The organism is Kluyvera sp. CHPC 1.2972, from assembly GCF_036759925.1.
GTDB lineage: Bacteria > Pseudomonadota > Gammaproteobacteria > Enterobacterales > Enterobacteriaceae > Kluyvera.
Map to the genome: position 1 here is coordinate 121,378 of NZ_JAPKIB010000012.1, position 18,506 is coordinate 139,883.

At 57.2% G+C, this 18,506-nt stretch carries 18 protein-coding genes; 8 read left to right on the forward strand and 10 right to left on the reverse strand.

Annotated features, from left to right (window positions below; translation table 11 throughout):
- Positions 1-14: 14 nt before the first annotated feature.
- The 5 genes from V6944_RS17555 (at position 15) to V6944_RS17575 (ending at position 5,525) form a co-directional block, all read left to right on the forward strand.
- Positions 15-914, forward strand: coding sequence for a DMT family transporter (locus tag V6944_RS17555; RefSeq protein ID WP_333499902.1), 900 nt, complete (start codon positions 15-17; stop codon positions 912-914).
- A 232-nt stretch (positions 915-1,146) separates the two neighbouring features.
- The gene (locus V6944_RS17560) at positions 1,147-2,148 is read left to right on the forward strand and encodes an alpha/beta fold hydrolase (RefSeq protein ID WP_442910751.1); all 1,002 of its coding nucleotides are present in this window, start codon (positions 1,147-1,149) and stop codon (positions 2,146-2,148) included.
- Between the two features lie 36 nt (positions 2,149-2,184).
- Entirely contained in the window at positions 2,185-2,922 is a 738-nt protein-coding gene (locus V6944_RS17565; protein WP_333499884.1) for a response regulator, read from the forward strand.
- Positions 2,919-4,253, forward strand: a complete 1,335-nt coding sequence (locus V6944_RS17570; RefSeq protein WP_333499885.1) for an ATP-binding protein — start codon at positions 2,919-2,921, stop codon at positions 4,251-4,253. Before V6944_RS17565 ends, V6944_RS17570 begins: the two co-directional genes overlap by 4 nt.
- A 99-nt stretch (positions 4,254-4,352) precedes the next feature.
- Positions 4,353-5,525: a cytochrome c biogenesis protein DipZ gene (locus V6944_RS17575; RefSeq protein WP_333499886.1), complete on the forward strand. Its 1,173-nt coding sequence runs from the start codon at positions 4,353-4,355 to the stop codon at positions 5,523-5,525.
- A 61-nt stretch (positions 5,526-5,586) separates the two neighbouring features.
- Here V6944_RS17575 and V6944_RS17580 read toward each other — a convergent pair whose 3' ends face one another.
- From V6944_RS17580 to V6944_RS17605, 6 genes are all read right to left on the reverse strand, one after another.
- Positions 5,587-6,255, reverse strand: coding sequence for a DUF3313 domain-containing protein (locus tag V6944_RS17580; RefSeq protein ID WP_333499887.1), 669 nt, complete (start codon positions 6,253-6,255; stop codon positions 5,587-5,589).
- Positions 6,256-6,401: 146 nt separating this feature from the next.
- Entirely contained in the window at positions 6,402-6,998 is a 597-nt protein-coding gene (tehB, locus tag V6944_RS17585) for a tellurite resistance methyltransferase TehB (protein WP_333499888.1), read from the reverse strand.
- Entirely contained in the window at positions 6,995-7,999 is a 1,005-nt protein-coding gene (gene tehA / locus V6944_RS17590; RefSeq protein ID WP_333499889.1) for a dicarboxylate transporter/tellurite-resistance protein TehA, read from the reverse strand. Before tehA ends, tehB begins: the two co-directional genes overlap by 4 nt.
- A 58-nt stretch (positions 8,000-8,057) precedes the next feature.
- Positions 8,058-8,687 (reverse strand): LysE family translocator, encoded by a 630-nt coding sequence (locus tag V6944_RS17595; RefSeq protein WP_333499890.1) that lies wholly within the window; start codon positions 8,685-8,687, stop codon positions 8,058-8,060.
- A 48-nt stretch (positions 8,688-8,735) separates the two neighbouring features.
- A complete protein-coding gene (locus tag V6944_RS17600) occupies positions 8,736-9,371 on the reverse strand; it encodes a helix-turn-helix transcriptional regulator (RefSeq protein ID WP_333499904.1) in 636 nt (211 codons plus the stop codon).
- Between the two features lie 58 nt (positions 9,372-9,429).
- The gene (locus V6944_RS17605) at positions 9,430-10,398 is read right to left on the reverse strand and encodes a threo-3-hydroxy-L-aspartate ammonia-lyase (RefSeq protein ID WP_333499891.1); all 969 of its coding nucleotides are present in this window, start codon (positions 10,396-10,398) and stop codon (positions 9,430-9,432) included.
- 147 nt (positions 10,399-10,545) lie between these two features.
- Between V6944_RS17605 and ydcK the strand changes: the two genes are divergently transcribed.
- Positions 10,546-11,526: a YdcK family protein gene (gene ydcK / locus V6944_RS17610; RefSeq protein ID WP_333499892.1), complete on the forward strand. Its 981-nt coding sequence runs from the start codon at positions 10,546-10,548 to the stop codon at positions 11,524-11,526.
- Here ydcK and rimL read toward each other — a convergent pair.
- The 4 genes from rimL to hglS all read right to left on the reverse strand — a co-directional run bounded on the left by rimL (position 11,521) and on the right by hglS (position 16,837).
- Entirely contained in the window at positions 11,521-12,069 is a 549-nt protein-coding gene (gene rimL / locus V6944_RS17615; protein WP_333499893.1) for a 50S ribosomal protein L7/L12-serine acetyltransferase, read from the reverse strand. The genes ydcK and rimL overlap by 6 nt on opposite strands.
- 103 nt (positions 12,070-12,172) lie before the next feature.
- Entirely contained in the window at positions 12,173-13,828 is a 1,656-nt protein-coding gene (locus V6944_RS17620; RefSeq protein ID WP_333499894.1) for a glucan biosynthesis protein D, read from the reverse strand.
- A 113-nt stretch (positions 13,829-13,941) separates the two neighbouring features.
- Entirely contained in the window at positions 13,942-15,447 is a 1,506-nt protein-coding gene (locus V6944_RS17625; RefSeq protein ID WP_333499895.1) for a carboxylesterase/lipase family protein, read from the reverse strand.
- 46 nt (positions 15,448-15,493) lie between these two features.
- The gene (hglS, locus tag V6944_RS17630; RefSeq protein WP_333499896.1) at positions 15,494-16,837 is read right to left on the reverse strand and encodes a 2-oxoadipate dioxygenase/decarboxylase HglS; all 1,344 of its coding nucleotides are present in this window, start codon (positions 16,835-16,837) and stop codon (positions 15,494-15,496) included.
- 227 nt (positions 16,838-17,064) lie between these two features.
- Here hglS and pcaH point away from each other — a divergent pair, with 227 nt between their 5' ends.
- A complete protein-coding gene (pcaH, locus tag V6944_RS17635) occupies positions 17,065-17,805 on the forward strand; it encodes a protocatechuate 3,4-dioxygenase subunit beta (protein ID WP_185668696.1) in 741 nt (246 codons plus the stop codon).
- The gene (pcaG, locus tag V6944_RS17640) at positions 17,802-18,422 is read left to right on the forward strand and encodes a protocatechuate 3,4-dioxygenase subunit alpha (RefSeq protein ID WP_333499897.1); all 621 of its coding nucleotides are present in this window, start codon (positions 17,802-17,804) and stop codon (positions 18,420-18,422) included. The genes pcaH and pcaG overlap by 4 nt, the downstream gene beginning before the upstream one ends.
- Positions 18,423-18,506: the final 84 nt, after the last annotated feature.

Consider the following 18,506-nt stretch of genomic DNA (forward strand, 5'->3'; position numbering starts at 1 on the left):
TTTTGCGAGGAATGATGAACGCACTGCTCTATGCTCTGGTCGTTGTTATCTGGGGAACCACCTGGATTGCCATTTTTTTACAGCAGGGCCCGGTTCCTGAGGCGGTTTCCATTTTCTGGCGCTTTGCCATTGCCAGTATCACCATGATGACCATTCTGCTGAGTCTGCGCCGTCTACGACCGCTGGGACTACGCGATCACCTGTTCTGCATCGTGCAGGGTTGCTGCGTGTTCGGCTTTAACTTCCTCTGTTTTTATATCGCCGCAAAATGGATTAACACAGGCCTGGAGTCAGTGATCTTCTCCATGGCGGTGCTGTTTAACGCCATCAACAGCTTTATCTTTTTCCGTCAGACACCACCGAAGCGCTTCTACCTTGCCGCGCTGCTGGGGTTATGCGGCATCGTCACCCTCTTCTGGGATGACCTGCAGGCGGTGGGCATGAGCAGCACGCTACTGGCCGGGATTTTACTCAGTGCACTCGGGACCTACGGCTTTTCGCTGGGGAATATGCTCAGCATACGCCACCAGCGCCGTGGCCTGGAGACGCTGACCACCAACACCTGGGCGATGCTCTACGGCACCATCATCATCGGCGTTATCGCCCTGCTGCGCGGTGATGATTTCACCCCGCAGTGGACGGTGAGCTATATGGGCGCCCTGTTCTATCTGGCAATCTTCGGATCGGTGATCGCGTTCGGCGTCTATTTCACCCTGGTCGGGCGTATTGGCGCCAGCAACGCCGCCTACAGTACGCTGCTGTTCCCGCTGGTGGCGCTGACGCTGTCGACAATGTACGAGGGCTACCAGTGGCATGCGAACGCGGTGGTGGGGCTGGTGCTGATTCTGCTGGGAAACCTGGTGATGTTTGCCAAACCGGAAATGTGGCGAGTGCCGTTTTTAAGTCGGGCGTGATCCCGGCGTCGCTTTGCCCGGCCGGGCTACGATATCGCATGTAGCCCGGGCGTTTGTTTGTATCACACTGTATCTGGCCTCTCTTTGGATACAGTAGCTGGCAAAATCCCCGTATTCCCACACATCCTCGACACGTCCGGCTGTTTTTATTATCAGGTCGCGATAGCCGCCTATACTTCGTTCGCTATCGTTTTTGATTTGATGATATCAAGCCTCTGTCCAGGAGAAATTCATGAACGCTTCAGCCTCTTCCGTATCCCGCTTTCACCGTCTGTGTCTGGCCTCGGTGTTGATGGCCTCTGCGCTGCCTGCACTGGCCGCAACCGACTACGCCAGCGAGTTCAAAACGGTTCATCAGATTCACGCCGGTGTACTCGATGTCGGCTACGTCGATATTGGCCCCCGCGACGGGCAGCCGGTTATCTTGCTTCACGGCTGGCCGTACGATATCAACAGTTACGCGGAAGTGGCGCCAGCGCTTGCCCGCAAAGGTTTTCGGGTGATTGTCCCCCACCTTCGCGGCTATGGTAGCACCCGTTTTCTCTCCGCCAGCACGCCGCGTAACGGGCAGCCTTCCGCCATGGCAGCCGATATTGTGTCACTGATGGATGCATTGAACATCAAGCAGGCTGATTTTGCCGGATACGACTGGGGCGCACGCACCGCCGATATCGTCGCGGCGCTGTGGCCGGAACGCGTAAAATCGCTGGTTTCCGTAAGCGGCTATCTGATCAGCAGTCAGAAAATTGGCGAACAGCCGCTGCCGCCGAAAGCGGAACTGCAGTGGTGGTATCAGTTCTATTTCGCCACGCCACGCGGCCAGGCAGGCTATGCGAAGAACACCCACGACTTCGCCAGACTTATCTGGCAGCAGGCCTCGCCGGACTGGAAATTTAGCGACAGTACCTTCAACACCAGCGCCGCCTCGCTGGATAACCCTGACCATGTGGCGATAACCCTCAGCAACTACCGCTGGCGTCAGGGGCTGGAAAAAGGCGAAGCAAAATATGATAACTATGAGCAGAAGTTGGCGACGCTGCCGCCGATAACCGTTCCGACCATCACGATTGAAGGTGGCAACAACGGCGCACCGCACCCGGATCCGAAAACCTATGCCGCGCACTTTACCGGCAAATATGAACATCGTACCTTCGGTGCCCACGTTGGCCATAACCCGCCGCAGGAAGCCCCGGCGGAGTTCACCATCGCGGTGGTTGATGCCGATAAGCTGTAAGCTGATAGTGGCCCCCAAGCCCTTTCTGGAGAATACATGGAACATATCGACAATATCCTGGTGGTGGACGACGACCACGACATCCGCGAGCTGGTCGTCGACTATTTGCAGAAATCAGGTTTCCGGGCAACAGGGGCCAGTAACGGCAAGGCGATGCGCGCCTATATGAGCAGCAATCAGGTCGATTTAGTGGTGCTGGATATCATGATGCCTGGCGACGACGGGTTAACGCTGTGCCGCCAGCTGCGTAACGATCGCCAGAACGTCCCGGTGCTGATGCTGACCGCGCGCGGCGATGACGCAGACCGCATTCTGGGGCTGGAAATGGGCGCCGACGACTATCTGGTGAAGCCGTTTGTCGCACGCGAACTGCTGGCGCGCATTAAGGCGATTCTACGCCGGTACCGCGCCCTGCCACCCAATTTGCAGATAACCGAAACCGGGCGTTTGATTGCCTTTGGCGACTGGCGTCTCGATACCGCCGCTCGCCACCTGATAGACAACAATGGCCTGGCGGTGGCGCTAAGCGGCGCGGAATATCGTCTGCTGCGCGTGTTTGTCGATCATCCACAGCGCGTGTTAAGTCGCGACCAGTTGCTCAGCCTGACCCAGGGACGCGACGCGGAGCTGTTCGAACGCTCCATCGATCTTCTGGTCAGCCGCCTGCGCCAACGCTTAAACGACGACGCCCGTGAACCGGCCTATATCAAAACCGTGCGCAGTGAAGGCTACGTGCTGGCGATGGCGGTTGAAATTCGGGAACACCGCGAATGAGGCTATGGCCAAAATCCCTGCTCTATCAGTTGGTGTTAATCGTGCTGGGCGGCCTGCTGCTGGCCAACGGCCTGACGCTGTCGCTGCTGCTGTACGAGCGAATGAGCAGCGCGCGCAGCGTGATGCTCAACACCCTGGAAAATGATGTTGCCACCAGCGTGGCTATTCTCGACCGGCTCCCCGCCAGCGAGCGCAGTGCCTGGCTTCCCCGCCTGGCACGTGGTAACTATCAATACCTGATTTCAAGCGGCGAGCCCGGCCCTGCGCCGACCGGTTGGCGCACGTGCAGCATCGTGCAGACGCTGCGCAATGCACTGGGAGAAAAATATGCCCTTACCGTCAGCCATCTGCCCGGCCCGCAGGAGCATATCCAGGCCCACCTTCATTTGAGCGATGGTCAGCCGCTCACCATCGACATGTACCCGCAGCTTCCTGCGCTGGCGCGTTGGTTACCCGTTGTCCTGGTCGCACAGCCATTACTGCTGCTGATTTTCGCCTGGTTGGCAGTGCGTCAGGTGGTGCGTCCGCTACGGCGCTTTACCCGCGCGGTTGAAACCCTCGAACCGGCGGCCACCACACCTCAACCCATGACGGAGCGCGGCCCGCTTGAGGTGCAGCAAACGGCGCGGGCGTTCAACGCCATGCAGGCGCGCATTCAGCACTATCTAAAAGAGCGCACGCAGATCCTCGCCGCTATCTCCCACGACCTGCAAACGCCCATCACCCGTATGAAACTTCGGGTGGAGATGGCGCAGGAGCCCGCCCTACAGGAGAAGCTGATGCAGGATCTGGATGCCATGACCCGGCTGGTGCGCGAAGGTATCGCCTACGCACGCAGTACTGAAAGCGTGCAGGAGCCAAGCCAGCGCCTCGACCTCAACGCCTTTCTGGATACCCTGGTCTGCGATTACACCGATACCGGGCATCCGGTCACGTTCGTTTCGTCGGGTCATCCCTTGCCGCTCATCACCTTCCCACAGGCGCTGCGGCGGGTCGTGACCAATCTTGTCGATAACGCGTTAAAGTACGGCGACACCGCGCAGCTGACGCTCAAGCCCGTCGACGATCGCTGGCTGGTCATTGAGATTGACGATGGCGGACCGGGCATCCCTGAGCACGAGCTGGAAGCCGTACTGCAACCTTTCTATCGGCTGGAATCATCGCGCAACCGCCATACCGGCGGCACCGGGCTGGGGTTGGCTATCGCCTCGCAGCTCGCGGTTCGCTTGCAAGGAAAACTCGCGCTGAGCAATCGGCCACAGGGTGGCCTGTCAGCCAGACTTCTGCTGCCTTTGTATCCTGATGTATCTGACGCAATCGTCGACAATTAAGCTGACAAAACGGCCGATTGCCGACACATTCCCACGACATCGGTACGATTAAATCACCTCATCGCCTGCTCGGCAGGTTTCATTGATATGAGGTGTCTGATGGCTATTATTATCGCGTTTCTCGGCGGGATGTTGACCCTGCTCAGCCCCTGCACGTTGCCGGTTATCCCGTTTCTGTTTGCCAGCGTGAAAGGACAAAAACGACATCTGGCAGCGATGCTCGCCGGGATGGTGGTGATGTTTACCGCACTGTCGCTGCTGGTCACGGTCGCCAGCGCCTGGGTCACTCAGGTCGCACAGGCGGGCCGCTGGCTGGCGCTCGCCTTTCTAAGCGCGGTGGCACTGTCGCTTATTTCACCGCGCATTGCCCAGCGGCTGATGGCTCCGGTGGTGCGATTAGGAAACCAGGTGAACGACCGCAGTCTGAGTCGTCGTGGCGTGATTGCCGCCCTGCTGGCGGGCATGGCCACCGGGCTATTGTGGGCACCGTGCGCAGGGCCAGTGCTAGGGGCTATCCTGAGTCTCGGCATCGTTCAGGGCAACACCGTCTCCAGCGGCGTGCTGCTTGCGGCCTACGGTAGCGGTTGTGCCGCCATGCTGGGGTTGTTCTGGCTCGGCGGGCAGCGCGTACTGCACTGGCTGCGAGCCAGAACAGTACGGGTTGAACGATTGAAACAGCTTGCTGGGGTGACGATGCTGGCGTCGGTGGCGCTGATTGCTTCTGGTACCACCAGCGTACTACAAGGTGCGACAGGGCTTTCTGCGCAACTGGAGAAAAATCTGGTCGGCTGGCTTCCGGCCACCCCAGTCAAGCTCCAGCCGGTTGCCGACAGCACTTTGCCACCGTTGAGCGGCGGTACAGGCTGGATCAACAGCGCACCGCTCACTAGCGAATCGCTGAAGGGCAAAGTGGTACTGATCGATTTCTGGACCTTCGACTGTATTAACTGCCAGCACACGCTGCCGCACGTGCGTCAGTGGGCGGAAAAATATCGGTCTCAGGGACTGGAAGTGATTGGGGTACATACGCCAGAGTATCCGCATGAGAAAGATTTCAGCGCGGTGCAGGAAGCGGTAAAAAAATGGCGAATAACCTATCCCGTCGTCACCGACAATAATGACCAAATCTGGAGCGCTTTTGGGAATCAATACTGGCCGGCCCACTATCTTTTCGATGCGCGCGGGCAGTTACGTTATACCTTTTTTGGCGAAGGGAATTATGCCGAGCAGGAAGCGGCAATTGCACAGCTATTAAAAGAAGCCCGCGCCTGAATAAAAAAATAAGGGCGACACCTGCGTGTCGCCCTTTATTCATTTACACCCTAAAGTAAAATTACTTCTGGGATGGATCGAATTTAACGGCATCAACGGCCATATCATCGATAACCTGTTTCAACGTATCCAGCGTCAGCTGGGAGTCGGAGTTAGACAGGTCTTTACCCTCGCCTTTACGCACCACTTTAATGACCGGTTTATTCGTCGCCGCATCAATCAGTTCCGCTTCAAAGTAGAGGTTGGTGTTCATGGTACGGTGGCCGGTCGCCGCTTCAGTACCTGCAACCACCATTGCGATTGGGATCACTTCATAGAACTGCAGGCCTTCTTTGCTGGAGTCAACGGCGGTAATCGCACCGCGGAAGATCAGGCTATGTGGGCCAACGGTCGTCGCCAGCGGCTTACGCTCGCTGATGGCTTTTTTCAGCTCGGTGTTGGTGTAGTTCAGAATGTCGGTCAACGCCTTCTGCCCAACCTGCGTGGTCGGTTTCGGCACTGGGTAGTAGGTTACCGGGTTGTAGACGACGTTGGCGTAGTTGGACGATTTATAGTCCGGAGAGATCCAACGCAGTTCCGTTTTTCCTGACGCCGTGGTGGTTTCCTTCAAGCCAGAATAATCTTTTAAGAATCCTGAATATTGCTCGGGAGTGGTGGTCTTCGATGCACAGCCCGCTAATGCCAGAACGCCCACAAGGGCCGCCGCTTTGAAAAACGCTTGAGTACGCATGAGAATAATCCCTGATAAATGCACAAATGCCAGTAAGTTATAGCAAATGAATCAGGAGTTTGTCGCGGCAAAAATGGAGTCGGCTCTCATTATTCACAAAAATGATTCATGGCATAACGGGCTTGTGCCCGTTATATAAATACAAATTATGATTTCTTGCGTGCCAGCAGGGTGGCAAAGCGTAATTTGATGCGATTACCGTTTTCATCGGTACGGTGAAGTTCACCGACGTCCTCGTTATATTTCAGCAGATCCCAGCCTTCGTAATAGTTTTTCAGCTCACCGGCTTTAAAAGCAAACGGGAAACCGACGGTGCAAGGGAAATCGTCGGTATCCATTGCGGCGACGATCAGGTTATAGCCACCCGGTTTGGTGCAGCGCTGCATATTGGGGATCAGGCGCGGGATAGTGCTCGACTCAAGGAACATCATCACCACCGTGGAGAGAATAAAATCATAATCACCGTCAATGGTCAGCGTGTTGAGATCTTTCACCGACGCCTGCAGGTTTTCCAGCCCTTCCGCTTCGCGAATCGACAGCAGGTTCTGGATGCTCATCGGGTTCTTATCCCACGCCGTCACATCATAGCCGTTTGCCGCCAGATAGAGGCTGTTACGCCCGTTGCCACAGCCAAGATCCAGCGTTTTGCCCGGCGCAACCTGCGTGGCCGCGTACAGCACGTCAGAATGGGTGCGGGTCAGGCCATATTTTTCGGTGAAGTAGTTTTCGTCACGAGTGGTCATTGTTCATCCTTCGGTTTCATCAGTGTTGACGGAGCAACACGAGTCAAAAGTTTACCCTGAAGCAGCAACAGCAGCGTTTTAATCAGCAGCAGGCCGATCACGATATTGGTGAAAATAAACAGCGGCAGCGCCAGGTTATGGAAAAAGCCGGAACCGCTGGCGTGGCCAAGATGCAGCCCGGTGGAAGCCAGCGCGGAAATACCGAACGAGAAGCTCCAGAACGAGGCGTTAAATGCCTGGCGCAGATACCAGGGCATCAGGCGCAACATAAACAGCAGCTGCAGCAGGCCATAGCCGAACAGCATTTTGGCAAACACATCCGCATGGCCGCCGTTGATGCTCAGCCAGGCGTTACAGGCCACCAGCGCCGGTGCCAGCTGAATGCCGAGCGAAGTACGTAACGGTACGGAGAGCACGCCGCCGCTGCGTAAGCGCTGGACGATGGCGGGCTCGAGCGTAATCCATGAAATAACCCCTGCGCCAAGAAACACCAGCCCGGCGTCGTTAAAACCCAGCGCCCCGCAGGCCATCGCGCTGATGAAATTGTTGGCCACGGTGGGCAAATAGAGCCCCGGCGTGGTGGCATCTGCCGGATGCTCTCCGCGCCATAGCCCGGCGGTTTGCCAGGCCGCGTAGCTCAGTTGCAACGCCACGCCGACGCAAAACAGTGCCAGCGCCAACGGCCTCGACCACGGCGTCACGCCAATGGCCACCAGCATAGTCGTCGCCGGAAACAGGCTGACAAAGCTGCTGGCGATGGGATGATTCATCTCCTGCCAGACGCTATACGGAAAGCGTACCGCCCGCGTCAGGAAAGCCAGGGTCAACAATCCCCACATCACGATAGCAAGCACCACCAGCGCATCGCCAATGCTATGACTTACCGGCAGAATGGTGCTGGCGTACCGCCAGGCAAAGCCCATTCCAATGGTGCCCAATACCATCCCAAAGTAGCCGACGGGCAAATTAAGCACCCGAGCTTCACTCTCGTTATTATGCATTTAGTTTAATTAATCAAATTTTGTTAAGTTGCATTTTAAATGATTCTTTATCGGTGCGCTAGCGCGAAAAAGAAGTATAGATAAGCTTCGCGCCAAGGATGCCCAGAACGGTTGCAGAAGTACGGTCTACCGCGCCTTTAATACGCAGATAAACGCGACGCGGTTTTTCCGCCGACAGTACCAGCGCCACCAGCGAATACCAGCCCGCATCAATCACAAAGCTCATTACCGGCACGATGTAGTAAAACGCGGTCGGAATATCAGACGGCAGCAGCGCGGTGAAAATGGAGGCAAAGACAATCGCCGTTTTGGGGTTGCTCAATTGAGTAAGCAGGCCGTCACGAAATGCTTTCCACAGGGAAATTTCCCGTTTTTCGCCTCCTACCGCGATTGCCATTGGCTGGCGCGCACCGCGGAAAATTTTAATCCCCATCCAGATAAGATAGGCGCCGCCCGCAATTTTAAGGCCGATAAACAGCTCCGGCACTGCGTTAAGCACCTTTTGCAGCCCCAGCATCGCCATCATGGCAAACGTCGCCGCACCTACGCCGGTGCCCAGCGCCGTTACCAGGCCGTGCATGCGGGAATGCACCACGGCGGTTCGCGCCACGTAGATAAAACTCGGGCCAGGGCTCATGACGCCCATCACTAATACGGCTGCAATCGCTATCAGACTGGATAAAAGCATCGCTCCCCCTGGAGGCTGTCGGTGTTGAAGTCCAAAATGGATACCCCGTTATACTTCATTTTTCTGTCGCGCATAAAGATAGGCGGTTGCCCGCGATATTCCCAGATGCTGTGCCACCGTATCCATCGATTTACGCAGCTCAAGTAAACCTTCCGAGCGTAGCGCCTGCATCACCGCTTTTCGGTCATCAGGGCTGAGCGCCCGCGCGGTAGTGGCGCGCTGGGCGGCGAAGCGGTCAATGCGCTGGCGAATCGTCTCCAACCCTGACGGCTCCAGGTGTTCTTCAACCGGAGCGCTGTCCACCGCGGTAAACTGCGCCAGCGCGCTTTGCATCCCACGAAACAGCGTCATGTCGATGTTCAGGCATAGCGCGGCAACGTACTGCCCCGAGGTATCTTTAATGCCGATTGAGGTGCTTTTCACCGGGCGACCGTCGGCAAACTGGTTGGCGTAGTTGGCCACCACCGACGGGAAATCCGGGGAGGCGATACGCGCCAGTCCCATTTCCGTCGTGGGTTCCCCCACCTCGCGGCCGGACAAATTATTGTGGATCGCCAGTATTGAATGTTCCGGGTGTGTCAGATCATGCACCACCACTTCGCAGAACGGCGAAAAGGTGTCGCTGAGCCCTTTAGCAATGGTCTCAATCTGGTTTAGCAGAGAGTGATCTTCATCATTTGCCATCTGTTTTGCCTTGTCTTCCATAAGATGAACGCCGCCTGCCAGCACCGGCGGCTGAGTATTAACCTGCCAGTAAGGCAGCATAGCGGCTGATATCCACGTTGCCGCCGCTGACGATAATCCCCACTTTTTTCCCGCGCAGCGCGGCTTTACGCGCTCGTGCGGCGGCAAAGCCGAGACAACCGGTTGGCTCGACCACCATTTTCATTCGCTCAGCGAAGAAGGTCATCGCGGAAACCAGTTCGTCGTCGCTGGCGGTCAGAATGTCATCGACGTTCTGCTGAATTAACGGGAAGGTGATCGCCCCCAGATGCTGGGTCTGCGCGCCGTCGGCGATGGTTTGAGGCGTATCGATGTGCACAATGCTGCCGCTGCGGAAGGATTGCTGCCCATCGTTGCCCGCCTCTGGCTCGACGCCGTAGATCAGGCACTCCGGCGACAGATGACGCGTGGCCAGCGCCGACCCCGAGAGTAACCCGCCGCCGCCGAGACAGACAAACAGTGCATCCAGCGGGCCGACCTCTTCAATCAGCTCTTTCGCCGCCGTGCCCTGCCCGGCAATCACGTGTGGATGGTCGTATGGCGGGATCAGCGTCAGGCCGTGCTGTTTTGCCAGGTCGCGGCCTATTTGCTCGCGGTCTTCGGTATAGCGGTCGTAGGTGACAACCTGCGCACCATAACCTTTCGTCGCCGTTACTTTGACCGCCGGTGCATCCAGCGGCATGACAATAGTCGCCGGAATGCCCAGCAGCTTTGCCGACAGCGCAATGGCCTGGGCGTGATTGCCAGAAGAAAAAGCGACCACGCCCGCGGCGCGCTGCTCAGGAGTAAACTGCTGTAGCGCATTCATTGCACCACGAAATTTAAAAGCCCCCATGCGCTGATAGTTTTCGCATTTGAAGAACACTTCTGCACCAAACTCATCGTTGACCGTCCGCGACGTCATGACCGGCGTCCGGTTGGCATAACCCGCAATACGTTCCGCTGCCGCCACCACATCGCCATAGTCAGGGAGCTTTTGTTCACTCATCTCATCACCTCAATACGTTTTGTATTAATTAATACATTTTGTTTAATTATGGGTTATACACCTCTTCAGCGTTCACCACCACTGATTCACTCCACTCTCGCGATGATTTGCTACATTTACTCTATCTGCATACCCACCGAGGCCATGATGAAAAAATATCGTCTCAGCGATGAAACGCGCAGCGTGCAAATTGGCGAACCCGGCGCCAGAGAGAGCGTGGTGGTGCGTCAGATTATTGCTTTGCAGGATTTTGCCGATGTGACCGTCGGTAGCCTCGGTGGCTGGGTCGAAAACGAACTGTCGCTGAGTCACGATGGCGAATGCTGGATTTATGATGAGAACAGCCTGGTCTATGCCGGGGCCAGAGTGACCGAAAACGCGAGGGTGACGCAGCCTTGTGAAATCAGCCATCAGGCTGAGGTTGGCGGCAATGCGTGGGTTCAGGCCAGCCGGATCAGCCACCATGCGCGGGTGAGCGGCGATGCCACCGTGCACGATTCGCAGGTTCACGGCTACTGCCACCTGTTTGGCTACGCCCATATCGCCGAGCAGTCGCAGGTCGTGGGTGCCAGAGGCTTAACCGCCGATAGCGAACAGGTGCTACAAATCTACGATGCCGCCCAGTTGCGGCACTGTCGGGTTGTACATCAGGCGCAAATCTACGGCAAAGCCTTGCTGGTTCATGCCTTTGTTGAGCATCGGGCGGAGGTTTTCGACAGCGCCCGGTTAGACGGCAATGAAGAGAACAATATCTGGGTGTGCGACTGTGCCAAAGTCTACGGCCATGCGCGCATTATCGCCGGGCGCGGTGAGGATGAGATCCCCACCTTGCGCTACAGCTCGCAGGTGGCGGAAAACGCGGTGGTTGAAGGCAACTGCGTGTTGAAGCACCACGTGCTGGTCGGCGGCAATGCGCACTTACAGGGCGGGCCGATTTTGCTCGACGATCACGTGCTGATTCAGGGTGATGCCCGGGTCATTGGCGATGTGCTGATCGAGTATCACATTGATATTACCGATAGCGTGGTGGTGGAGGCGCTACCGGGAGAGGCGATTCATCTTCGCGGGCGTAAAGCGATAACCGGGGCGCAGCGAATTACCCGCACCCCGCTCTTCGGTGCGCTATAGCGTGGCGTCGACGATCCGCGCGTAGATATTCTGATCGTGATAAACGCCGTTAAGGAACTCCGCCTGGCGTAAGCACCCTTCCAGTTGAAAACCGTTGCGCAGCGCCACCTGGTTGCTGCGCAGGTTATCTACTCGACACTTGATCACAAAGCGGCGAATTTCCCCACGTTCGGCATAGTAGCGAATAAACGCCTGTAGCGCCGCCGACAACGTCCCTTTTCCCTGCGCGCCTTCATCCAGCCAGTAGCCGATATAGCCCGTCTTATTCGAGGGTTCAATCTGGTTGAAAGAGAGCACGCCTGCCATCTGGTTATCGACAAAAATCAGGAACATTTTGGCGATGCCGCGCTGATGCAGCATCATATTGCCCTGCACGTTCTGACGGGAATCCTGTTCGCTGTTGACGTACTGCGGCCAGTTCAGCGTCTGCTGAAGCCACGCTTTGTTGCGTAGCACCAGCTGGTGCAGCCCCGAGACGTGGCTTTCATTGACGGCATGGAGGGTGACGGAGTCATTGACGGTGATGGTTTCAGCGGTGGTCATTCTGGATCCTCAGCAAGTAGCCCGGACGAGGTGCAAAGCACCGACTCCGGAGGAGCTTGGGGTAAACCCCGGCGTCGCTACGCTCGGCCGGGCTACAGGCAGGTTATTTCATTACGCGATCGTCAACGTACTGACGCTTGTCCGGCGCTGGCGGGAAGTACTGATATAGCCAGGTTTCGCTGATGGCGTCGCCACGGCAGCGCAGGAACAGGCGCATATCCACCGGGTCGGTCGAATCGGACGTTGGGTACCAGTCAAAGAGAATGCGGTAGCCGTCGAACGGTTCAACGTAGAGGATCTCAATCTGCTTCGCTTCTCCGCTGGAGAGCGTAATCACCGGCTCGATGCCTTTCGGCGCAGCCGCTTTCAGATCGCCGCCGACAAAGTCGATAGCAAAACGACGGGACCATTTTTCCGGGTAATGCTCGCCCGGCGCCCAACCTTCCGGGAAGCTGCCCATACCGGTGCGGGTCGCCAGTACGCGCGCCAGCGGAGAGCGTACCGGCGGCATCGCGCTCCAGTACAAGCGGTAGCTAAAGTTCAGCGTATCGCCCGCCTTCATCGGTTTTTCCGGCTGCCAGAAGCAGACGATGTTATCGAGCGTTTCACCGGTGGTTGGGATCTCCATCAGGCTGACGGCCCCTTTCCCCCACTGGTTACGCGGCTCAACCCACAGGCTTGGGCGTTTGTTGTACCAGCCCATGATGTCCTGATAGTGAGTGAAATCACGGTCAAGCTGCAGCAGACCGAAACCCTTCGGGTTTTTGTCCTGGTAAGCGTTGAACTGCAGCTTCTGCGGGTTATTCAACGGACGACACACCCACTCACCGTTGCCAAGCCACATCGCCAGGCGGTCGGAATCGTGAATTTGCGGGTGGATGGTGTCGCAGACGCGGCGCTCGTTGTTGCCGCAGCTGAACATGCTGGTCATCGGCGCAATGCCGAGCTGCTTGATGTCTTTGCGCGCATAGATATGGTTCTCCACATCCATGATCACCTGCGCTTTTTCGCAGTGCACCACGAACTTGTACGCTCCGGTGACGCTGGCGCTATCCAGCAGCGCGTACACCGTAAAGGAGGTATCGCCCGGCTTCGCGGTTTCGAACCAGAAGGAGGTGAAGTCCGGGAACTCTTCCAGCGAATCGGTATAGGTATCAATCGCCAGACCGCGCGCGGACAAGCCGTACTGGTAGGTGCTGTCTACCGCGCGGAAATAGCTCGCGCCAAGGAAGGCAACGATATCGCGACGCGCTAGCTCCGGCGCTTTAAAGACGCGGAAACCGGCAAAACCGAGGTCGGTTTGCCCTTCCAGCTGTTTGGTGTCAACACCGGCGTCGTTGTACTGGAACAGCTCCGGGCGGAAATGAATTTCACGCGCCTGGTGGCTTGAAGGGTCCAGCGAGAACATCCGCACGCGACGACGGAAGCCCATCCCCACGTGGAAGAACTGCACGTCCAGCTGGCGCTCTTTGACGTTGTTCCACAGTGAATGTTCAGCGTCGTACTGAATGCTGTTGTAGGCCTGCGGCGTCAGGTTAGCCAGGGTATCCGGCAGCGGGCGCGGTGCGCCACTCCACGGCTGGCGAGAGAGATCGTGCGCCATGGATTGCAGTACGCCGAAGTCAAAGCGACGTGTCTGGCCGTCGGCAATGCCGGAGTCCTCTGCCATCGCGGCCTGGGAGAAGAGCGATGCGAAACCGGAAGTCCCGCACACGGCGGCAACAGCCATTGAAGATTTAAGAAAGTGTCTGCGGTTCATGCCTGGCAAAGCGTCCTTTTAAAGTCGGAATGCTGCAAAATAAAAACGGCGTTATTGCCGCCCACTCTAGACAAAATTGATTGATAATCCAATTGCTAGCGCAACAAAATCTGTCAATCCAGACTCACATGATGCTTCATTACGCGTTTGAACAGCGCCAGCCGCGCACGCATAAAACGATTTTCCACATGGAACCCGGCGTGCTTGCGCAAACCAATGCGTAAAAGCCGATCGCGGCCGCGCACGCAGGCGGGCCAGCGTACCGGCCCCGTCAATACGGTATGGCTCGCACTGGCATCACGGGCGAAGCTGACCCAGTAGTCGGCGACCTGAGCCGCCACCTGCAGATCGCGGGGCGTGACGTAGTCGCACGAGGGCGTTATCTGCCCCAATGTATCAAAGACATAGGGCACCTCATTGCCATGCCACGCGCCGTGGCGATAGGTGTCGTGCTCGGCCTCGGCAACATAATCAAACCAGTAACGCCAGCAAGGCTGATTCACCCGCTGCTGGGCCTGCATCACCACGTAGCCTAGGGTGGTAAACGCCATATCGCGACAAACCTGACGGCCTAATTCCTCATCGCCTTTCACGCCCGGATAGAGCAGCTTAATTAGCCCTAACCCCAGACGGCGCTCGCGGCGAAGTTTTTGGATTTGCTCGGTTAAGTCCACGCCAAATACCGCCATCACGCTGGCTTCATCGCTGTTGGAGCCGACCAGCACCGGCATGGCGTGCTGCTTTCCGGCGAAGAAAACGTCGAGCATTGGCTGCGGCAGCACCGCGTCGCCGACAATCGGGGCGGGGCCAATATTATGAGGGGTGGTAAGCGGCCAGAATGACTCGGCGGGAATCTCTCGCAAAGCGTGCGCCGTTGCGTTCGGCAGATTGAAGTGTTCAGCCAGTCGCTGCCCGCGAGCCAGCGCGTCGTCACGCGCTAGATCAGGCAAGGTATAGCCGCTTTGAATGATGGCTTTATGGAACAGACCGGCGGCTTTCGGCGAGGCCATTAGCGACAGGACGCTGCGCGCCCCGGCTGACTCACCAAACAACGTGACGTTGTCACGATTTCCGCCAAAGGATTCGATATTTTCCTGAACCCAGCGCAGCGCGGCAACTTGATCCATCAGGCCAAAATTGTACAGCGTTTCGCCATCTTCGCCCTCCAATGCCGGATGGGCAAAAAAGCCGAGATGACCGAGTCGGTAGTTGAGCGTGACCACAATCACGTCGCGCCGCGCCAGCGCCTTGCCATCGTAAGGCGGCAGCCCGCCTGAGCCGATGGTAAAACCACCGCCGTGCAGCCAGACCATAACCGGCAGCGCTTTCTGACGTTCAATGGGCGACCAGACGTTCAGATAGAGGCAGTCTTCAGAAAAGCGGCCGGGATCGCCGCCGCCCAGCTCCTGACAGTACTCCGCGCTCTGCCAGCAGGCGGCCGAAAACGTATCAGCCTGACGCACGCCCTGCCACGGTGAAACCGGCTGGGGCGCACGCCAGCGCAGCGAACCGACCGGCGGCGCGGCGTAAGGAATACCGCTCCAGCGATACACATCCTCGTCCACGACGCCCGTTAACGTCCCCTGCCGGGTCTCCACCCGCGTTGCGCTATTCTGCATTCACTCTTCATCCTGGTTTTCTTGACTGCTATGCAGAGTACCTGTTTCAGAGCAGACCGCAACGACGTTTGCTGCGCCGCGACGCCTCCTCATACAGACTGAATTCGTCCAGTACCTGTCGGCCTAGCGCCGTTTCAAACGCGTCGCGACTGGCGTTGCCGTGGGTGCGCGCCTGCCCGTCGCCGCCCAGATTCGACTGGAAAATCCCCGCCGCGCTGACCGGCAGAAAATCTTCATAGGTGATGGGCTGAGCGATAATCCAGCCGCGCTCGATAAACGGCTGCGGGTCATCGCCCGGATGAATCGCCTGACGATGCGCATCACCGGTCGGCGTTAAACGATAGCGGAACCAGGCCAGCCCCTGCTGGCGCAGTAAGAATTCGCTGTCCGGGAAGGCTTTGAACACCTCTTGCAGATGCTGTTGGTGACTCAGGTTATCTTTGCCCACGCCCGCTTCGCTCAACAGTTTGTCGTACAAAGCCCGACCTTTAGGCGTTAGCGCGATCCCGCGCTGCTCAATTTCACCAAAACGCGCGGTGTGCGTGCCGCTCGACTCGCCTGCAAACTGCACCGGCTCTTCCAGCGCTTTAAAGCTGGTCTGGCGCAGCAGCAGCGGAACCGATCGGCGCGGTGGCCCTTCAATCACCGCCTTCGGTTCCATGCCGTAGTCGGACATCAGTTCCTGAGCACGGTCGATATCCAGCGTGCGCGGCGTAAGGTGGTTAATGTGGCAGCCGGGGAAGCAGACCACGTCGGCAATCAGCCGGTGCTGCTGGTGCAGCGCCTGATAGGTTTCTTTATCAACGGTGGTATGTCGATGCCAGCGGAACGTCTCCAGCGCTTCGCGAACGAACTCCTGCGCCTGCGATGCGGTCAATCCGCCCTGCTCTTCATGGAGATCCATCAGCGCCCGGCAGCGCGGGGTAAAGATATCGCGCTGGGCAAGGATCTGCGCGGCTTTCTGGCGCAGCGCCGGGTCGTCAATCAGCTCAAGGCGTAATAAAGAAGTAAAGATACGGAACGGATTGCGCTGCAGCGCCGCATCCTCCACCGGGCGAAACGCCGTCGAATGTACCGGCACGCCAGCCACTGACAGATCGTAATAGCCCACCGGCGACATTCCCATAATGGCAAACATCCGGCACAGGGTTGAGAGTTCCTGTGCCGTACCGACGCGAATCGCGCCGTGGCGTTCAACGTTGAGGCGCGCCAGCTCATCCGCATTAGCCAGCTGTTCATACAGACGCGTGTTATTTTCCAGTACCGCCAGATTGACGTCAGCGACTAATGCCAGCAACGTCCCATACTGCGGAACTTCTTGCTGATACATCGCCGACATCGCTTGTGAAAACGCTTCCCGAATATCATCTGCCGAAAGGGTGTGCGCCATGATGCCTTGCCTCCTGTGAATATATTTGCAGTGTAGGAAAGCTCATCACGCTATGGGGTAAGAATTTACAAACTGTGATCGCGGCAACTGACTGAACTTATTGAGTGATTGAGTCGAATTACATAACCAAAAGTTATCTAAAATACACCTTAAATTCACTTTAAATTAACAATGCATTCACACACACTGTCTGCGGCAATAATAAAATACCCTACACGGAGCCACCTATGAGCACGAAATGGTCACCGCAAGAAGTGATTCACCGGGATTACAACAATCACCCCCCAGCCTACGCGCCAGGCTATAAAACCAGCGTTCTGCGTTCACCGCGCAATGCCCTGATTTCGCTACAAAACTCACTGTCTGAAATTACCGGCCCGGTCTTTTCCCAGCAGGATCTCGGCCCGCTGGATAATGACCTGATCCTCAACTACGCCAAAGACGGCCTGCCGATTGGCGAGCGAATTATTGTTCATGGCTACGTACGTGACGGCTTCGGTCGGCCGCTGAAAAACACGCTGGTAGAGGTATGGCAGGCCAACGCCGGCGGCCGTTACCGTCATAAGAAAGACCAGTATCTGGCGCCGATTGACCCTAATTTTGGCGGCTGCGGACGCGTGCTGACCGATGAAAACGGCTACTATTTCTTCCGCACCATCAAGCCCGGCCCGTACCCATGGCGCAACCAGGCGAGCGACTGGCGTCCTTCGCATATTCACTTCTCCATTTTTGGCGAAGCCTTTGCCCAGCGACTGATTACCCAGATGTATTTTGAGGGCGACCCGCTTATCAAGCAGTGCCCTATCGTCAAAACCATCAATAACGATGATGCCGTTCGTACGCTGATCGCGGAGCTGGACACCCACGCCGCTGTGCCGCTCGACTGCCTGGCCTATCGTTTTGATCTGGTGCTGCGTGGACAACGCGCCACGCTGTTTGAAAATCGCACCCAGGGGGCTGCACGATGAAAGACTATTTACCGGAAACCGCCTCACAAACCGCAGGCCCTTATGTGCACATTGGCCTGGCCCCAGACGCAGCAGGCTTCCATATCTTTGAGAAGAACTTTGGCGCTACGCTCACCAACAGCCATACCCCAGGTGAGCATATCGCTATTGAGGGTCGTGTGTTCGATGGTTCCGGCACGCCGGTACGCGATGTACTGATTGAAATCTGGCAGGCCAACGCCGCCGGGCGCTACAACCATGTAGCGGACCAGCAGCATGAGAAGGCGCTGGATGAAGATTTCCGCGGTTGGGGACGCGCCTGCTCTAACTTTGATAGCGGCGTATGGCGCTTTGACACCATTAAACCCGGACAGGCCGTGGGCCGCGACGGGCGCATAATGGCACCGCACGTCAATCTGTGGGTCGTAGCGCGTGGGATCAACATTGGCTTGAATACAAGAATGTATTTCTCTGACGAGCAGGAGGCGAACGCGAAAGACCCGGTGCTGAACCTGATCGAATGGGAAGTACGCCGCAAAACGCTAATTGGCCACAAAGAGACGCGCGGCAACGAGACGGTGTACCGTTTCGACATTTATTTACAGGGTGAGAACGAAACGGTGTTTTTTGATCTGTAAGGCCGGTGCGCTTTCCCCCGGCGTCGCTTCTGTACGACCGGATACATAGGTAACACTTCAGACCGGGAACATAGGTAACACTTT